General features: G+C 47.1%; 11 protein-coding genes and 1 other annotated feature. All 11 genes read left to right on the forward strand.

Translation table 11 applies throughout. The features are described 5' to 3' along the window. Positions 1-378: 378 nt before the first annotated feature. The 11 genes from ACERC7_RS09385 (at position 379) to pyrR (ending at position 13,958) form a co-directional block, all read left to right on the forward strand. Positions 379-792 (forward strand): sortase, encoded by a 414-nt coding sequence (locus ACERC7_RS09385; protein WP_373666790.1) that lies wholly within the window; start codon positions 379-381, stop codon positions 790-792. 120 nt (positions 793-912) lie between these two features. Continuing rightward, on the forward strand, positions 913-2,100 hold the full coding sequence (locus tag ACERC7_RS09390; RefSeq protein WP_373666791.1) for a CapA family protein: 1,188 nt from the start codon (positions 913-915) through the stop codon (positions 2,098-2,100). Continuing rightward, entirely contained in the window at positions 2,094-2,630 is a 537-nt protein-coding gene (locus ACERC7_RS09395) for a GNAT family N-acetyltransferase (RefSeq protein ID WP_373666792.1), read from the forward strand. The genes ACERC7_RS09390 and ACERC7_RS09395 overlap by 7 nt, the downstream gene beginning before the upstream one ends. Positions 2,631-2,736: 106 nt before the next feature. Next, positions 2,737-2,810 (forward strand) — a sequence feature (ribosomal protein L21 leader region). Between the two features lie 34 nt (positions 2,811-2,844). Further along, positions 2,845-3,159, forward strand: coding sequence for a 50S ribosomal protein L21 (gene rplU / locus ACERC7_RS09400; protein ID WP_373666793.1), 315 nt, complete (start codon positions 2,845-2,847; stop codon positions 3,157-3,159). Positions 3,160-3,197: 38 nt separating this feature from the next. After that, positions 3,198-3,488, forward strand: coding sequence for a 50S ribosomal protein L27 (gene rpmA / locus ACERC7_RS09405; RefSeq protein WP_373666794.1), 291 nt, complete (start codon positions 3,198-3,200; stop codon positions 3,486-3,488). A 76-nt stretch (positions 3,489-3,564) separates the two neighbouring features. Next, positions 3,565-10,449: a G5 domain-containing protein gene (locus tag ACERC7_RS09410; RefSeq protein ID WP_373666795.1), complete on the forward strand. Its 6,885-nt coding sequence runs from the start codon at positions 3,565-3,567 to the stop codon at positions 10,447-10,449. A 73-nt stretch (positions 10,450-10,522) separates the two neighbouring features. Further along, positions 10,523-11,440, forward strand: coding sequence for a LysR family transcriptional regulator (locus ACERC7_RS09415; protein WP_373659609.1), 918 nt, complete (start codon positions 10,523-10,525; stop codon positions 11,438-11,440). Beyond that, on the forward strand, positions 11,437-11,901 hold the full coding sequence (gene lspA / locus ACERC7_RS09420; protein WP_373659608.1) for a signal peptidase II: 465 nt from the start codon (positions 11,437-11,439) through the stop codon (positions 11,899-11,901). Before ACERC7_RS09415 ends, lspA begins: the two co-directional genes overlap by 4 nt. Positions 11,902-12,101: 200 nt before the next feature. Beyond that, entirely contained in the window at positions 12,102-12,557 is a 456-nt protein-coding gene (locus tag ACERC7_RS09425) for a VanZ family protein (protein ID WP_373659606.1), read from the forward strand. Continuing rightward, positions 12,542-13,438 carry an RluA family pseudouridine synthase gene (locus ACERC7_RS09430; protein ID WP_373659605.1) on the forward strand — a complete coding sequence of 299 codons (897 nt, stop codon included), beginning with the start codon at positions 12,542-12,544 and terminating at the stop codon, positions 13,436-13,438. The genes ACERC7_RS09425 and ACERC7_RS09430 overlap by 16 nt, the downstream gene beginning before the upstream one ends. A 1-nt stretch (position 13,439) precedes the next feature. After that, positions 13,440-13,958, forward strand: coding sequence for a bifunctional pyr operon transcriptional regulator/uracil phosphoribosyltransferase PyrR (gene pyrR, locus ACERC7_RS09435; RefSeq protein WP_373666796.1), 519 nt, complete (start codon positions 13,440-13,442; stop codon positions 13,956-13,958). Positions 13,959-14,130: the final 172 nt, after the last annotated feature.

A 14,130-nucleotide genomic window follows, 5' to 3' on the forward strand; every position in this document is an offset into this window, starting at 1 on the left:
TGTCCACTGGTGGAACCATCATCGCATTCACGGTAGTCTCGATTACCAAACACCTATGGTTAAGCGAGTTATCGCTTAACAAAAACACTTTATAAAAATTGTACAGAAAAGGGGTGCCTTTTCAGTGGCCAGTTTACCTCCTAAATATCTTTGGTGTAGTATTGATAGGTCTTTCTTTCATGAAGAGGGGGCAGAGCTAGTGACACCAGTAAGACGCTTTGCATTGAGAATTTTAGGGATTCTTTTAATGGTATCTGGATGTGTCTTTGTTTTGTTTAATTTCTAAGAAGCTAATCAGGCAGCGACAGCTTCAAATGTTGTTGCTCAAGAACTAGAAAAAAAGAAAGCCAAAAACCATTCGGCTCAGAAAATGGGGAGATGCCGGTTGAAACGATTGACGGTGTTGATTTTATCGGTACACTCCATATCCCACGCTTAGGGATAACTCTCCCCATCGCAGCAGATTACAATTATGACCAATTAGCCCAGACTCCGGTTCGCTACAATGGTTCTTACTACACGAATGATTTGGTTGTTTGTGCCCATAATTACGCTAGTCATTTTGAACCATTAAAAGACCTCGACATGGGTGAAGAGATTATTCTCAAATCTGTTACTGGTCGGATTTACCACTACCGTGTGACCAATCGCCAAACGATTGAACCAACTGAGGTCGATCAGGTCTATAAAGACACCTCTAGTGACAAGGATTGGGATTTGAGCTTGTTTACCTGTACGCCTTCCGGCTTAGCCCGTGTTTTGGTGCGTTGTAGTTTTGTTGGCAATAGCTGAGCGTTGATCACAGGATACTGATGAGATCCTACTTGGCTCTCTTTTTCGATGTTAGGGACAAACTTGATTTGACAACTTGTTTCTTCCAATTGTGGTATAATAAACTGAAAAGGAGAAGATATGTTGGCTAAACAAAAAGATCAGTTGATGCTAAGTGGCTCTTTGACAGCTTTGTTGCTGGTTTGTTTCATGCAGCTAGGCAGGTATTTGCAACCAGATGCTGAGACTATTCAACCAAGCACACCAGATCTAGAAACTCATACGGCGCGTGTTGTCGCAAATGGAGACCTGCTCTATCATGACAGCCTGTATACCAGCGCCCTCTACCAATACGGGAGTTCTCAATTAGAACATCATTATGAGTATATCAAGGAATGGATTTCTGGTGCAGATCTGGCCATCGGTGATTTTGAAGGGACAATCAATCCTGAATTACCGCCAAATGGTTATCCTCTGTTTAATGCGCCCATAGAAGCTGCTCAGGCGATACAAAGTGCTGGTTATGATGTTGTGGACCTTGCGCATAACCATATCTTAGACACAGGTTTATCAGGAGCTTTGAGTACCCATCGGATTTTTTCGGATTTGGGGGTGACTCCTGTCGGACTTTACCCAAATGACCGTTCGACAGATGGTTTGGTGATTAAAGAGGTCAACGGCATTAAGATTGCTATTTTAGGCTATGCCTATGGCTTTAATGGCATGGAAGGCAATCTGTCTGAAGAAGAGTATACTCGCCACCTATCTGACCTAGATGAAACCAACATGCAAGCTGAGATAGAGAGAGCGGAGCAAGAAGCAGATGTCACCATCATCATGCCACAGATGGGGGTTGAGGAGGCGCTTGAGCCTAGCGAAGAGCAAGTTGCTCTTTATCATAAGATGATTGACTGGGGGGCTGATGTCATATTTGGTGGCCATCCCCATGTGCCGCAGCCTTCAGAAACACTAGAAAAAGACGGAGAGAAGAAGTTCATCATCTACTCTATGGGAAATTTCCTCTCTGACCAACGACTGGAAACTCTCGGCAACATCTGGACAGAGCGTGGTGTCCTGATGGATGTCACTTTTGAGAAAACAGGTGAGCGGACACTTATTAAAACAGTTACAGCCCACCCAACCATGGTTTGGGCAACTGGTCTTGGTGCTTATGGCAGTGAGGGATATGAATATGTTGATTATCGTGTCATTGTCTTGCAGGATTTTATTGAGGGAGGGCGTTACCGTGATCTGCTGGACGATGCGATGAAGGCGCGTGTAGACACAGCTTATCAAGAAATTAACGGTTTGGTGAATGTGACATGGTGACCTTAACTTCTTACCCGATTTATCCATTTTCTCCCTATTATCAAACGGTAGAGACCCTCTATCATGCATCTTTTCCGCCAGAAGAGCGCCCGCCTTATCTACTCGCTAGCTTGTTTGCTCTTCAGTCTCAAGTTGATTTCCTTGCCTATTACGACAAGAACATCTTTGCAGGCTTTGCCTATACCGTGAGGACAACTCAAGGGATATTTGTTTTTCTGCTGGCAGTTAATGACGAGGTTCGCTCCAAAGGTTACGGCTCAGCTATGTTGCGAACAATAGCCGAGCAGGCAAAAGGACTACCCCTAGTCTTATGTATCGAGCCGATGGAGGAGACAGCGAGTAATTATGACCAACGTCTTAGACGTCTAGCTTTTTACGAGAAGAATGGCTTTCGCAGGCAATATCGCCAGTTCCATGAACTGAATGAAGTCTACGAAATTGTCGCTACGACAGATGGCATTGATTATCAGAAACTAGCAAAGGAGCTCAACCGCACTAGTCTGGGGCTTCTAAAGATAAGGATAACATGATGGCATAGGCAATGATTGCCGATCAGAGTAAATAGTTGAAAAAATAAAGTAAAATCCTTGAATAAATCGCTCGGCTATGGTAGAATCGTAATGTTGACTACGTGCACGTCCTGTGCAACCGCACGACTAGCGTTTTAAGAGGTTTCGTACCCACGTTACAAGGCGAGTCTTCACAAGGGAATTTCCCTATCAATATCTTTATAGGAGGTGCATCATGAGCACATACGCAATCATCAAAACTGGTGGTAAACAAGTTAAGGTTGAAGTTGACCAAGTCATCTATGTTGAAAAACTTGATGTTGAAGCTGGTCAAGACGTTACTTTCGACGGGGTTGTTCTTGTTGGTGGTGAGAAAACAATTGTTGGTACACCACTTGTTTCAGGAGCGACTGTTGTTGGTACAGTTGAAAAACAAGGCAAACAAAAGAAAGTTGTTACTTTCAAATACAAGCCTAAAAAAGGTAGCCACCGTAAACAAGGTCACCGTCAACCGTACACTAAAGTTGTTATTAAAGCTATCAACGCTTAATCTGACAACCTAGAACACACAAAAGAAAGGACACTATTATGTTGAAAAATCTTGAAAACTTGTTCCTCATGGCGAGTAAAAAAGGTGGGGGTTCAACGTCAAACGGACGTGACTCACAAGCTAAGCGTCTTGGTGCTAAGGCAGCAGACGGTGAAACTGTAACTGGCGGCTCAATCCTTTACCGCCAACGCGGTACTCACATCCACCCAGGTCAAAACGTTGGTCGCGGTGGTGACGATACCCTTTACGCCAAAATCGAAGGCGTTGTACGTTTCGAGCGTAAAGGTAGCGATAAGAAACAGGTTTCTGTTTACCCAATCGCTAAATAATAGACTAATCCTACCCATTTTGGGTGGGGTTATCTTATAAAAGTAAAAGTGATGATATTAAAATAAGGAGAAAGACATGAAACGCCTCTTTTCCAACTGGGAACGCCTGCAACGTTTTTCCATTAGAAAGTTGTCTGTTGGTGTTGTTTCTGCCACTGTTGGAGCTGCTATACTCGGTTTTGCAATGGTTAGTCAACCTGCTCAAGCTCAGTCTCAGGAAGTCTCAGTTGGACAATCTGTAACCATTGACTACCATTATGTCAATTATGAGGACTTAACGCCGCAGGAACAAGCGTTACTGAATCCTGATAAGAAACTGACAGACGAGATTGCCTCGGCTGATGCTCGCTATATTCTTGTTTATCGGCAACATCAGCCACTTAAAATGTTGCCTCACACGGCTGAAATGCCAAGTGAACTTCTTACTTTGCTTGGAGCAACAGGGGTTCTAGCAGCGCTGGTTTCTATGGTGCGTCGAGATAAAAAATCTCTTGTTAAGTTTGTCCTCATCACTAGCCTTGGCGCAGCCAGTATTAATGCCGAGACCATGTCAGCTCTTGATGTAGCTTTGAAGACATTTCTCACCACCAGCTATCAGGTTACTAAGGGGGATTTTTTGCCGAACCCTCGACACTTCAGTAATCGAACTCTTTACGCTTATCAGCGGCACGAGGGGGTTCCTGTTGAGGCTTCTTCGGTGCAGCCAATAGCAGAGCAGGAGTCAACAACAGCCCAAAATAAACCAACTGATGCTGAGAGGAGTAAAGAAGTTGTTGATCATCACAAACAACTTGCTGACCAAATCTCGCTACCTTCTCAAATCGCTCACTCTAATCAAACTACTCAAAAACCTTCCCAGCCTATTGAGACAAGCCGTACGGAAGTTATCCCTTACAAGACTGAAATTATCCCTGATGCTAGTTTACCGCTCGGAGAAGAAGTCATTGTTCAGACAGGGGTCACAGGAGTTTTAACGTATACTTATCTAAATGGTGAACTAGTTTCTAGTCAGGAAACGACCTCTCCAGTTCCAGAACGTATTCGTCGTGGAACGAAGCCAGACACTCCTGCTCAGCCGGTTGAGACAAGCCGTACGGAAGTTATCCCTTACAAGACTGAAATTATCCCTGATGCTAGTTTACCGCTCGGAGAAGAAGTCATTGTTCAGACAGGGGTCACAGGAGTTTTAACGTATACTTATCTAAATGGTGAACTAGTTTCTAGTCAGGAAACGACCTCTCCAGTTCCAGAACGTATTCGTCGTGGAACGAAGCCAGACACTCCTGCTCAGCCGGTTGAGACAAGCCGTACGGAAGTTATCCCTTACAAGACTGAAATTATCCCTGATGCTAGTTTACCGCTCGGAGAAGAAGTCATTGTTCAGACAGGGGTCACAGGAGTTTTAACGTATACTTATCTAAATGGTGAACTAGTTTCTAGTCAGGAAACGACCTCTCCAGTTCCAGAACGTATTCGTCGTGGAACGAAGCCAGACACTCCTGCTCAGCCGGTTGAGACAAGCCGTACGGAAGTTATCCCTTACAAGACTGAAATTATCCCTGATGCTAGTTTACCGCTCGGAGAAGAAGTCATTGTTCAGACAGGGGTCACAGGAGTTTTAACGTATACTTATCTAAATGGTGAACTAGTTTCTAGTCAGGAAACGACCTCTCCAGTTCCAGAACGTATTCGTCGTGGAACGAAGCCAGACACTCTTGCTCAGCCAGTTGAGACAAGTCGTACGGAAGTTATCCCTTACAAGACTGAAATTATCCCTGATGCTAGTTTACCGCTCGGAGAAGAAGTCATTGTTCAGACAGGGGTCACAGGAGTTTTAACGTATACTTATCTAAATGGTGAACTAGTTTCTAGTCAGGAAACGACCTCTCCAGTTCCAGAGCGCATTCGCCGTGGAACGAAGCCAGACACTCCTGCTCAGCCAGTTAAAGCACTAGAAACTGAACGACAAGAGGAAGTGATTCCGTATCAAACACATGCAGAAGAGGATAATCACTTATGGTTGGGAGAACATAACGTTCTTCAAAAAGGGCAAGTTGGTCGTAAAGAGGTGGTGACGCTTTATCAAACAATTGATGGTCATCGTCAACCGAATCCAGAAATCATTGAACGAATTTTAGAAGAGCCAAAAGATGAAATTATACGAGTTGGAACCAAGTCAATCCATGCTAAGGAGGTTGAGCACCGTTCAGAACCAATTGATTTCACTATCGAACGGCAAGAGGACCCCGACCTTTGGTCAGGCGAGACGGTTCTAATTCGCCCAGGTCAACCTGGTCTTAAATCTATCGTGACAACCTACCAGACCGAGCGAGGACTGCGGACAGGAACGGTCTTGTCTGAGGTAGCTGAGGTTATCACCCAACCTGTGTCACAAGTAGAAAAGGTTGGGACCAAGCCAGAAGCTGGCCGGGTGACGGAAACCGAAGACCAACAGGTAGAGTTTCGGATCATTTATCAGGATAATCCGACTAAGCCTGTTGATTATGAAGAGACTCTACAAGCTGGGGTGGAAGGGCTCATTCGCTTAACCCATATCTACCAGACCTATCGTGGTCAGAAAATTGGGCAACCAGAAACCCATCAGGAAACGATTCGTCAGGTCCAAGATGCGATCATTGAACGTGGTAGTAAGGTTCTGACCCTAGCAGATCGCCAAGAACCACAACCTATCAGACAGATTGTTCGTCTTGGTGATTCTGTAGTAGCTGCGGCAAGCATTCAACACGTCAATCTAAATCATGTCGCCTCTATTGCTTGGAAGGAAGGTCATGAACCGAGAACGGATAAAGTCGGGGCTGCTCTAGTTGGGCGTGTCGTGGTGACTTATACAGACCATTCCCAAGATGAAGTAGCTGTTCTCGTTGATGTTTTACCAGCTTTACCAAGACCTGTGGTCACTTTTGATGCCATTGCTGGAGATAACGTGATCAATGCTCATGAAAGCCGCAGTCTTCTAACCATTACAGGTCAAGTCAGTGACCTGCAAGAGGGTGACCAGCTGATGATTCAGGTTGGCACGGTGGGTGTACTGGCGGACTTGACTGCCGATCGCTTTTCCGCTCAAATTGATGGGCAGGCTCTCGTTAGTCACCAAAGCCTATCAGCTCAAGTCTTGCGTGCCGGGGAAATGGTGGCTGGAGCGCAACAGCTTTATGCGGTAAAAACAGAGCTAGCTCAACCAAGCCTAACCATCAATCCGATTGCGACAGATGATGTGATTAACCTAGAAGAAAGTCGCAATAGCATCGTCATCAGCGGTCTTGTGACAGGAGCTAAGGATGGTGAGGAAGTTGACATTGCCTGTGGTTGTCCAATTTGCCAGGGCGTTCAATGGGTGACTGCCAAAGCCCGTATCGAAAACGGTCAGTTCCAAATTACCCTTTCAGGGAATCAGCTAACAGAAGGAACGGTGGTCAAAGCTCAGGTGACCACCAGTGATGCCTACGGCAACACGGCAACAGGAAGGAGCGAACGTGTTTATCGTGTTGATATGACCCCACCAGAGCCGAGCCTGACCTATAACCAATTGACAGCGGGCAATATTATCAATCTGGCGACCCCAGACACGGTCACCATCAGCGGCGAGATTATCAACTTAGCTGATGACGAGACAGCCATCCTAACTGCCAAACTGGGCGATACCACGCACCATGTCACCATTAGCGGTAGAAGTTACAGTCTGACCCTGCCAAAGACCGCCTTTGAGAGCGATGATCGCGTCCGTCTGACCTTGACAGCAACAGATCCAGCTGGCAACCGCACCACGGTTTCCAACCAGGAGCAGATTTATACCTACGATGTCACCCTGCCGACACCTGTTTTGACGCTAGACCGACCCACGGTGGTCAATAGCCGAGCAGAGACGCTGGTTTTGGCTGGTCAACTGACTCAGGATGAAGCGGTTAGGGCCCGCACCGTCAGTGTGAGCTTAGACGGTCAAACTCATCCAGCAGAGCTGGTTGGCAACCGATGGACAGTGACTTTGCCAGCAGGTCCTCTTAAACAAACTCAGGGCAATCATCTCTATACAGTTCAAGCCCAAGTCACGGATCTGGCAGGTAACACCGCTCAAACTAGTCAGACAGGCACTATCCTCGTGGATACGGTTGCACCAAGTCTCACTATTCAGCTTGAGCCGCTAGCGATTATTGATCCAACTTCCAGCTCTGCCATTGTCCTCAAAGGACAAATCAGCGGGCATCAAGCTGGGGATAAGGTGGTTGTGAGCCTAGCTGGACAGGAGCAGGAGGAACGCCTAGAGTCTGATGGACACTTTAGTCTAACCCTCGACCGTCAAGCTTTGGTGACCAACGCCAGTCGTCAGTTGACTGCTCGTGTGACGAGTCGAGACGCGCATGGCAACGACAGTCAGGCTCAAGCTAGCTTGACCTATCAGGTAGCCGCGGTTGCGACGGAGGTGACCTTGAGCCTTGATAGCATCACCGCAGACGACCACATCAATGTGACCGAGGCGACCAAGCCAACAACGACCATCACTGGTCAGGTGACTGGTGGCAACGGTCAGCCAGTCCTACTGATGATTGGTGATCAGCAGGTTAAAGCCGCAATCTCTGGTGACCGTTTCACTGCTCAAGTGACAACGGCAGACCTAGTGACCAACCCAACCTATGCTGTGACCGCGCGCCTCGGTGACAAGACCATTAGTCGAGCTTATACGGTTGTGGATTGGGCGACGGCACAGGTCTTGGTGACCCAGTTGGGAGACATGGAACAGGGGGACACTGTCCGTGTGAGCGGTCATGTGACGCTAGATGGCTTAGCAGCTAAGCATGGCAACCGAGAGCAACTGCATGAAATCAGTTTGACCATTAAGGATAAGACCTACTATGCTGGGGTGGATAGGCAGCAAAACTTTACCTTTAACCTCCCCTTGTCGGATCTCTTGGCAGCTAAGGGGGAACAGATTAGCTTTGGGCAAAAGGGCGACCCGATTTATCATATCGAAGCACGCTATGGGCGAAATAACCTCCGATTAGCGGATGATGTTGTCGGGCAAGCCTTGCCACAACTAACCAGTCAACAGGTGCAGTTTACAGATGACCATATCTTTAAAGATGGCAAGGTTGCTATGACGCTTCCTGAAAAATTAACCCAAATCAAGGGGCAAGTGTCTGGAGCAGCCAAGTCTGGTGATCTGGTGACCCTAGGTCTAGGGGAAGAGACGGTCACAGCACGTGTGGCTGAGGATAAGAGCTTCACAATCACCCTGCCGTCAGCTCTGCTTAAAAACAATAGCAGTGGCCTTCTGTCGATTGCCTTGGAGACCAAGGATTATCAAGGGCGAGCCATTCAGGTTTCTGATTTGATTGCCCTATCTCAGGAGCAGGTGTCAGCTGATTTGATCGCTACCTTTGAGCACTCAAATACCGATAAGCCGTATTTCCTAGCGGCTCTCAGTCGGATGACCCCAAGCGTTCGTGGTTACTTGCCAATCAAGACCTTTAAGTACACAGAAACACCAGTAATCACCTACGGCTTTGCAGCGCCGACCTATCGCCATGATGCCATCAATCAGGCCAACCGAGATGCGGCGCGTCGGATTTTTGACCTCTTTAGCCGTTATGCCAATGTGACCTTTGAGCAAGTTGGGGCAGATCGTCCAGCCCACACACCAGATGCCAACATCGTTTACTATTTGCACAATAACACAGCGGCTAATAATGCCGCTTCTGGTGGCGATGTCAACATCGGTGGTCGAAATGGTCAGGGGCAAGAGGATCATAGGGATTGGAGTTTGCCATCCTTCCGCCACCTCTTTATCCATGAGACCTTCCATTCTTTCGGCTCAAAACACGCCCATGAAGGCTATCCTGTCTTGCCACCACTGGAAAATCAGAGCAGCTTAAGTGTGATGACTTATCGGGCCCCTCGTATGGACTTGGATAGTTTTGACCTCAAGCTCTATGATTTGATTTACCTCCATTACCGTTTCGGTGTCAATCCAGCCCAGCGTTCTGGCAACGATACTTACCGCTTCCAAGATTTTGACCGTCATAAATCCGACGGCAATATCTACATTTGGGATGGCGGCGGGGTGGATACCTTTGACGCCTCTCATGAAGACAAAGCTGTGACGGTTAATCTAACGCCAGGCTCTTGGATTTACCGTGGCGAAAAGGCCGATACCTTGGTGGTTAAGGATTCCAAAGAGCAGACCATCGGTGAGTTCTTTGCGGATGACCCAAATTATCAGCCGACCAATACGGTGGACTATGGTGCTTTTGCCAATAAGTATGTCCATGATTTCCAAAGAGGTCAAGCCTTCATCGGTTATGGCACGCAAATTGAGCGCCTGATCGGTTCTCGCTTTGCAGATGAGTTGCGAGGCAATGTGGCCAATAATGCCATCTATGGTGGTGATGGTGACGACCGCCTCTTCGGTGACGCTGGTAATGACTACTTGGACGGTGGTTTGGGAGCTGACCTCCTCGATGGCGGTGCTGGAGATGATGTCTTCATCGTGGACAATAGCGGCGACACTGTGATTGAACGCGTAGGAGAAGGGACAGATACGGTTATCGCATCAGTTGACTATAGCCTGCCTGAACAGGTGGAAAACCTGACCTTAGTCGGTCAAGCTAGACGAGGAACAGGGAACACGTCAGACAACCGTATCACAGGCAATAGCCTGTCCAACACCCTGACGGGTGGCGGTGGACAAGACACCTTTATCTTTAACAGCCCACTCAATGGTCAAATTGATACCATTAACGACTTTGATGCAGATGATGTTATTGAGCTGTCAGCCAATATCTTTACAGGTATTGATCGGAATAATCCTTTTGGGCGAATTCATTATGAGCGCACCAGCGGTTATCTGGCCTATTTGCCTAGCCAAGTTGGTCAGACAGATGCCATCATCTTTGCTAAACTTCCAGAAGGACTAGACCTTAGGGCAGACCAGATTGTTATCAACTAAGTCAAACAGACGGGATGAGTTCCCGTCTGTTTTGTGGTATAATGTAGAGAGTACAATCTAAGAAAGTGTAATCATGAACATTCAACAATTACGCTACGTTGTAGCGATTGCCAACAGCGGTACTTTTCGTGAGGCAGCGACCAATCTTTACGTTAGCCAGCCTAGTTTATCCGTAGCGGTCAAAGATTTGGAAGATGAGCTTGGCTTTAAAATTTTTAATCGAACAACTTCAGGAACGCGTTTAACCCAGCGTGGTCGTGTTTTTTTTGAAAAGGCTCAGAAATTGGTTGGCTCTTTTGATTCCTTTGAAAACCAGTATACGCAGTCGAGTGGCAAGGGACGAGAGTTTTCAATTTCCAGCCAGCACTATGATTTTTTAACCCCTTTAATGACGCGTTTTTCTGAAAAATATCCTGAGTTTAGGCATTTTCGGATATTTGAGTCGACGACGGTACAAATCCTCGATGAGGTCATCGATGGGCATAGTGAGTTAGGCATTGTTTACCTCAGTCCTCAAAATGAAGAGGGCATTCGTCGTAAGATGGAGAAGCAAGGCCTTGAAGCGATTGACTTGATTGGTTTTCAAACCCATATCTATCTGGGTAAACACCATAGATTGGCTAGTAAGCCTAGTCTGACTTTAGATGACTTGACTGGCTTACCTGCTGTGCTATTTACCCAAGAAAAGGACGAGTACCTCTATTACTCTGAAAATCTAGTCGATCGCACGGAATCTAGTCTGATTTACAAGGTGACGGATCGTGCCACCTTAAATGGGATTTTGGAGCGGACGGATGCATTTGCGACAGGGTCTGGTTTCTTAGATAGTGCCAGTGTCAATGGCATCACAGTCATTCCGCTGGAAGGAGCGACAGACAATAAGTTGGTTTATGTCAAACGTGCGGAGATGGCGCTATCGAGTTGTGCTCAAAAATTTGTTGAAGTCATGACGGCTTATTTCAGTGATTTAGACCCTAAGGAGTTGGTATGAAAAAACTAATGATGGCATTTTTAGCGCTTGTTCTGGTCGGTCTTGACCAATGGAGCAAGTTATGGGTAGTGTCTAACATCGGACTGGGTGATATCAGACCCTTTTTGCCACCGATTTTCAGTTTGACCTATGTCCAAAATAGTGGTGCGGCCTTTTCTATTTTGCAGGATCAGCAGTGGTTTTTTACAGTAGTCACTCTGGTTTTCCTAACGGGGGCAATCATTTATTTTGTTAAATCCAAAAATCATTGGCTGAGTTTATTGCCTCTGACCTTAATGATGGCTGGTGGTGTTGGGAATTTCATCGACCGTCTCCGCCTGGGTTATGTCATCGATATGGTGCATTTGGATTTTATGGATTTTGCTATTTTTAATGTGGCAGATAGTTACTTAACCGTCGGTGTCGTCCTCATGTTTGTTGCGCTCTGGTGGGAAGACCATCTAGAGAAACAGAAGCAATAGTCGCCTATCTATACAAAAAGTTATTGGTTGGGAGTTAGTCATCTGAGCTGTTGGCTGTCAAATCTACCAGTCATAGAGGATACCCAATAATCGACTGGATTGGCTGTTATCATTGTTTGACTGTCTAGCGCTTTGCGCTGAGCTAACGACAACGTCCAACTGGTCTGGAGATTTATCCTGATATCTATTTGGAGTGTCCGATGCCTTACTACACATTACTAAGGTCCTTTGGAGGTTACCGTATGGTGTCACTAAAATTCATCCGTCGTTTACTGATTGTCTATGTTTTCTTCTTGACTTGGGGGATTCTCTTCAAATTTGGAGCGCCTGCCATATTCCTCAGTTACCGCTACATTAACTGGGTGCCCTTTGCCGAACCGCTGATCATCAATGGTCAGGTGGTTTGGCTGGAGGTGGCTTTTAACTTAGTCGCTTTTATTCCCTTTGGTCTCTTACTCAAACTAACTAAGCCCCGCTGGGCAGTTACAAAAGTCGTGGCTCTAGGTTTTCTGTTGAGCCTCAGCTATGAAGCCCTTCAGTGGCTCCTTACTATCGGCATGAGCGATGTCACTGACCTTCTCATGAACACCGCAGGCGTCGCTGTTGGCAGCCTGCTTGCTATTTTCCTAGAAAGAACCTTATGCAAAAAGAACTAACCATTATAGACGGCGGTAGCCGCCTGGACAAGGCTTTGGCCGACTTAACCGACCTCTCCCGTAGCTTCGCCAACGATGAGATTAAGGCGGGGCGGGTTTTGGTTAATGGCAGAGCTGCCAAGGCCAAGTACGCTGTTAAAGCAGGTGATGTCATCACCTACACGCTGCCTCAGGAAGAGGTTGTGGACTACTTGCCAGAGGATTTACCTCTAGAGATTATCTACCAAGATGACCAAGTGGCGGTTGTTAACAAGCCGCAAGGCATGGTGGTACACCCATCGGCAGGTCACGTGACAGGAACGCTGGTCAATGCCCTGCTCTACCACATCAAGGACTTGTCTAGCATTAACGGTGTTGTGCGACCGGGCATTGTCCATCGGATTGACAAGGGCACATCAGGTTTGCTCATGATTGCTAAGACTGATGCTGCCCATCAGGCTCTAGCTGAGGAGCTCAAAGACAAGAAATCCCTGAGAAAGTATCTGGCCATTGTCCATGGCAACCTGCCGACCGACCGCGGGGTCATCGAAGCCCCTATTGGTCGAAGTGACAAGGACCGAAAAAAACAAGCCGTGACGGCTAAAGGCAAGCCTGCCCTGACCCGTTTTCAAGTCTTGGAGTGGTTTGGGGATTACAGCTTGGTCGAGCTGACCTTGGAAACGGGACGAACTCACCAGATTCGTGTCCATATGGCCTACATCGGTCACCCTGTGGCTGGCGACCCTGCCTACGGTCCTAAGAAAACCTTAGCTGGTCAGGGACAGTTTTTACATGCTGAGAAACTGGGCTTTACCCATCCGACGTCAGGTGAGGAGATGGTCTTTACGGCTCCTGCGCCAGCTATTTTCCAAGAAACCCTAGAAAAACTAAGGAGAGGCTAAGATGAAAAGTAAAGAAATCGTTGATGGCGTAACCATGCAGCGGGCTATCACGCGGATGACCTATGAGATTATCGAGCGCAACAAGGAGCTGGATAAGGTGGTGCTGGCTGGGATTAAGACCCGAGGTGTTCATATCGCAAGACGAATGCAGGAGCGGATTTTGAGCCTGGAAGGGTTGGAGCTGCCAGTGATTGAGTTGGATACCAAGCCGTTTAGGGACGATATCAAGGTGACAGAGGATAGTAGCGTGGTGTCCGTCGATGTGACGGCTCGCGATGTGATTTTGGTTGACGATGTGCTCTACACTGGGCGGACGATTCGGGCGGCCATCGATAAGCTAGTCAGTCTAGGGCGACCTGCCCGTGTTGGCTTAGCAGTCTTGGTTGATCGTGGTCATCGGGAATTGCCCATTCGGGCGGATTATGTGGGTAAGAACCTGCCGACATCAAGCACCGAAGAAGTCTTGGTTGAGATGATTGAGACAGACGGCAAGGATGGGATCAGCATCATAGGAGATTAAGTTGTTAGTGGGTTGATTAGAGAAACAAGTCGAAGGCTTGTTTCTTTTGGCTCTTTGTCAACTGTAGTGGGTTGACCCACTTAACACCGAGAGAGGACAGTTCTTGTCTTCTCTCGTTTTATGTTTATGGCAATGAAAATGCGAGTTTTGTCTTTTCAAAGTTTCTGAAACC

Source organism: Streptococcus sp. E17BB, assembly GCF_041807725.1.
Classification (GTDB): Bacteria; Bacillota; Bacilli; order Lactobacillales; family Streptococcaceae; genus Streptococcus; species Streptococcus entericus.